This window comes from Actinocorallia lasiicapitis (assembly GCF_054778695.1).
Genome location: NZ_BAAGZI010000470.1, coordinates 1 through 4151 on the forward strand (window position 1 = coordinate 1; position 4151 = coordinate 4151).

Annotated in this window: 6 protein-coding genes; 4 read left to right on the plus strand and 2 right to left on the minus strand. The window is 70.4% G+C overall.

From position 1 onward, the window contains the following. The coding region (locus ACYVE7_RS30390) for a class I SAM-dependent methyltransferase (RefSeq protein WP_460369539.1) at nt 1-415 on the minus strand (415 nt) is incomplete at its 3' end. 71 nt (nt 416-486) lie between these two features. Here ACYVE7_RS30390 and ACYVE7_RS30395 point away from each other — a divergent pair. Beyond that, nucleotides 487-1017: a GNAT family N-acetyltransferase gene (locus ACYVE7_RS30395; RefSeq protein WP_460369540.1), complete on the plus strand. Its 531-nt coding sequence runs from the start codon at nt 487-489 to the stop codon at nt 1015-1017. Here the strand turns inward: ACYVE7_RS30395 and ACYVE7_RS30400 are convergent. Then, the gene (locus ACYVE7_RS30400) at nt 1014-1643 is read right to left on the minus strand and encodes an ACT domain-containing protein (protein WP_460369541.1); all 630 of its coding nucleotides are present in this window, start codon (nt 1641-1643) and stop codon (nt 1014-1016) included. The genes ACYVE7_RS30395 and ACYVE7_RS30400 overlap by 4 nt on opposite strands. Before the next feature lie 198 nt (nt 1644-1841). Here ACYVE7_RS30400 and ACYVE7_RS30405 point away from each other — a divergent pair, with 198 nt between their 5' ends. The 3 genes from ACYVE7_RS30405 to ACYVE7_RS30415 form a co-directional block, all read left to right on the plus strand. Beyond that, a complete protein-coding gene (locus tag ACYVE7_RS30405; protein WP_460369543.1) occupies nt 1842-2318 on the plus strand; it encodes a nucleotide exchange factor GrpE in 477 nt (158 codons plus the stop codon). A gap of 4 nt (nt 2319-2322) precedes the next feature. Continuing rightward, complete coding sequence (locus ACYVE7_RS30410; RefSeq protein ID WP_460369545.1) at nt 2323-3906, plus strand: Hsp70 family protein; 1584 nt, start codon at nt 2323-2325, stop codon at nt 3904-3906. A 3-nt stretch (nt 3907-3909) separates the two neighbouring features. Beyond that, a partial coding sequence (locus ACYVE7_RS30415; protein ID WP_460369546.1) for a hypothetical protein occupies nt 3910-4151 on the plus strand: 242 nt, incomplete at its 3' end.

A 4151-nucleotide genomic window follows, 5' to 3' on the forward strand; every position in this document is an offset into this window, starting at 1 on the left:
ACACGCGCCGCATCTCGCGCAGCGCGCGCACCGGGTCGGCGACGTGCTGCAGGGTCTGGTGGGCGTGGACGACGTCGAACGCGCCGTCGGCGTAGGGCAGGTCGTAGACGTCGCGCGCCTCGAACACGATGCCGGTGACGCCCTGCTCCGCGGCGTGGGCCGCGGCCTCCGCCAGCACCCCCTCGGCCAGGTCGATCGCGACCACCCGGCCTTCACGCCCGCGCCCGTCACGCCCGGCCACCCGTGCGGCGATGTCAGCACTGATCGTCCCGGGCCCGCACCCGACGTCCAGAACCTGGGCCCCGGCCACGAAGTACCGCGCGGCATACGCGGCGGAGTTGTCGACGGTCCGCCAGCGGTGCGAACGCAGCACGGAGTCATGGTGACCATGGGTGTACTTCTCGCGGTTCGTCATGTTCGGAGCCTAGCCGCGTATCTCATACTCTGGGAATCAAGTCTCATATAATGGACCACTAGGCTGCGATCATGTTCGAGATCCGCACCGAGAGACTGCTGCTGCGCCCCTGGCGCGACACCGACCGCGCGCCGTACGCCGCGTTGAACCTCGATCCCGAGGTGATGGAGCATTTCCCCTCGGTCAGGACCCCCGAGGAGTCGGACGCGAGCGTCGACAGGCAGACCGAGCGGCTCGCCGAGACGGGTTACTGCATGGCGGCCGCCGAGCGGATCGACACCGGGGAGTTCATCGGCTTCATCGGGCTGCAGGATGTGCCGTTCGAGGCGCATTTCACGCCGGCCGTCGAGATCGGCTGGCGGCTGGCCCGCGCGCAGTGGGGGCGCGGCTACGCCACCGAGGGGGCCCGCGGCTGCCTGGAATTCGCCCGCGCGCGGGGCCTCGGGGAGGTCGTCGCGATGGTTGCGACGCGCAATCTGCGGTCCCAGGCCGTGGCGGAACGGCTGGGGATGCGGCGCGACCCCGACGGCGACTTCGACCATCCGCTGGTCGAGGCGGGCCACCCCAAGGCCCGCCACCTGCTCTACCGCATCGAGCTTTAGACGAGCAGGGAGACCCGTTCGCCGAGGACCGCGGAGGCCGCGCCCACGAGCTGCTCCAGCCGGGTCATCTCCGTGGAGTGGAACTCCGGCGCGTTGGAACGCGCCACGAGCACCGCCAGATCGACGCCGCGCAGCGGAGCCAGGCCGTACTGGGTGCCGTCGGGGGCCTGGAAGGCGCGCAGCCGTACCGCCTCGCCGATCTCCGGGGCCTCGACCCCGTCGCCCGCGGGGCTGGTGTGCACCAGTTTGCCCGGGGTGACGTGCAGCAGCCCCGCCCAGTCGGCGGACAGGATCCCCGGCAGGGCGTCGGTGAGGATCGTCATGCCGTCCTCGGGACGGCCGGCGAGCTGGCCGATCAGGGCGGCGTCGGGATGCGCGCCCTGCGGTTCGACGGTCGGCCAGAGCCCCTCGACGGTGACGCCGGGCACGGCGTCGAGCCCGGCGATGAGCCGGTCCGCCGAGACCCCGGTCGGCCAGGCGACGGTGAAGTCGTCCAGCGCGCGGCCCGACTCGTTCTCCAGGACGGCGAGCTGCACGACGTCGGCGCCCGCGGCGCCGAGCGTACGCGCGACCCTGCCCAGTGACCCCGGTCGGTCCGGCAGGCGGACGCGGATGCGCAAGAGCATGTAGGTCACCTCCAGTAGTGCTTCGTGTTCCTATCGTGCACGATGCACGTTTCCTTACTGTTACCCGGCGGTGAAAGAACAGCAAGCCCTATCGTGGCCGGTGACCGCCCGTTAAGGTTGCTGCACGTGTCGAGTACCCCGAAGTCAGGTGAATCCGGGCCAGATAAATCCGGCCCGCCCGACGAAGATCGGCCCGAGGTGTCCCTGGTCGAGATCCACGCCGTCCTCTCCGGTCTGTCCGCGACCCTGGAGAAGGAGCAGGAGCGCGCCAGGCACCGCGAGGAGATCATCGACCGGCTGCACGAGGAGAACCAGCTCCTGCGCCGTGGCGAGCTCCAGCAGATGCACGAACCGGTGCGGGCCGCGCTCTTCCGGCTGTACGACGTCGTCCGCCGCGCGGAGCTGACCCCGCCGGACTCCGCGAACGTCGCCCCGCTGCTGGCGATGATCGGCGATGAGCTCGCCGAGGCGCTGGGCCGTACCGGGGTCGAGAAGTACGACGTCTCCCCCGGCGACGTCTACGACCGGGACCTGCACCGCCCCCTGGGCGCCGCGCCCGTCGAGGACAAGGCGCTCGACGGCCGTGTGGTCGAAGTCTGTTCCGACGGCTTCACCCGGGGCGAGCAGATCGTCCGCAGAGCACAAGTCCGTGTCGGTAAGTATCAGGAAGACTGAGGGCATGGCTGTTTACGGGATCGACCTGGGCACCACCTACTCGTGCATCGCCAGCATCGACGACGTGGGACGGCCGACCGTCCTGCGGAATCTGGAAGGCACCGACACCACCCCCTCGGTGGTGTACTTCGAGTCCGGTGACAACGTCATCGTGGGCGCGCAGGCCAAGGACACGGCCGTGCTCTACCCCGACAACGTGGTCAGCCTGATCAAGCGCGACATGGGCCGTGACGTGCCCCGCGCGATCCACGGGTTCGAGTACAACCCCGAGGAGCTGTCGGCGTTCATCCTGCTGAAGCTCGCGACCGACGCGCAGACCGTCACCGGGGAGGTGGCGCGGGACGTCGTGATCACGGTCCCGGCCTACTTCGGGGCCGCGGAGCGCGACGCCACCAGGAAGGCCGGGCGGATCGCCGGGCTGAACGTCATCGACATCATCTCCGAGCCGATCGCCGCGGCCGTCACCTACGGGGTGCTCAACCCCGAACGCGACCGCACGATCCTGGTCTACGACCTGGGCGGCGGCACCTTCGACACCACGGTCATCGCGCTGCGCGACGGCCACATCGAGGTGATCTGCACCGACGGCGACCATGAGCTGGGCGGCGCCGACTGGGACTCGCGGCTGGTGGAGCATCTGGCCGACCGGTTCAAGGCCGAGCACCCCGACGCGGGCGACCCCCTCGACGACAAGCAGACCGAGCAGCAGCTCCGCCGCGACGCCGAAGAGGCCAAGAAGGCGCTGACCTCGCGCACCCAGCACATCGTCCGGGTGATGCACGGCGGCCGGGTCTCGACCGTCGAGATCACCCGCGACGCCTTCGAGGAGATCACCAAGGATCTGCTCGACCGGACCGTCGAGATCACCGGCCGTACCCTGGGGATCGCGCGCGAGAAGGGCGTCGAGGACTACGACGACCTGGTGCTGGTCGGCGGCTCGACCAAGATGCCCGCGGTGGCCGCCCGGCTGGAGACCGAGCTCGGGCTGGCGCCGCGCCTGCAGGATCCCGATCTGGCCGTCGCGAAGGGCGCGGCGCTGTACGCGTTCGAGGAGACCTTCCGGCGGCTGCTCATGGAGGGCGCCGCCGACCAGGCTGAGGAGATGGCGACGAGGGCGGGGCTCTCGGCCGAGCAGCAGAAGCAGATCGCCGCCCGGAAGATCAAGACGGTGGCGTCGCGGGCGTTCGGGATCGTGGTGCTCAACCGCGACACCCGCGCCGAGGAGGTCGTGCATCTGGTGCTGGCCAACGACGAGCTGCCCGCGTCGAAGTCGGAGGACTTCTTCACCGTCCACGACGAGCAGACCTCGGCCGACGTCCGGGTGATGGAGCAGGCGGGCGCGGTGCCGTCGGCGGAGCCGTCCGACAACAACGAGATCGCGACCGGTTCAGTGCGGGTGCCGCCCGGAAAGGGCGCGGGCTGGCCGATCGCCGTCACGTTCACGCTCGACTCCTCGGGGCTGCTGCACGTCACCGCCGAGGAGAAGGAGACCGGCGAACGGCTGGAGCTCCAGGTGGACGTCGGCGGGATGTCCGAGGACGACGTCGAGACCTCGCGCCGCAACCTCTCGCGCGTGCAGGTGAGCTAACGGGTGTCGTTCGACGACGACTACAAGAGCGAGGTGCTGGAACCGGCGCGGGCGTCGGGCGACCAGCCGCCCGAGGACCTGCGCCTGCGCTACCGGCTGGCCGAACCGCTGACCCCCGAGGGCGTCACCGCGCAGGTCAAGCTGGTGCGGCAGAGCTGGCGGCGGTCGCGCGGCCAGCTCAAGTACCGCAAGCTGATCGACCGGCTGGAGGCCGAGCACCGGGCCCTCACCCCGGTGTTCACGGC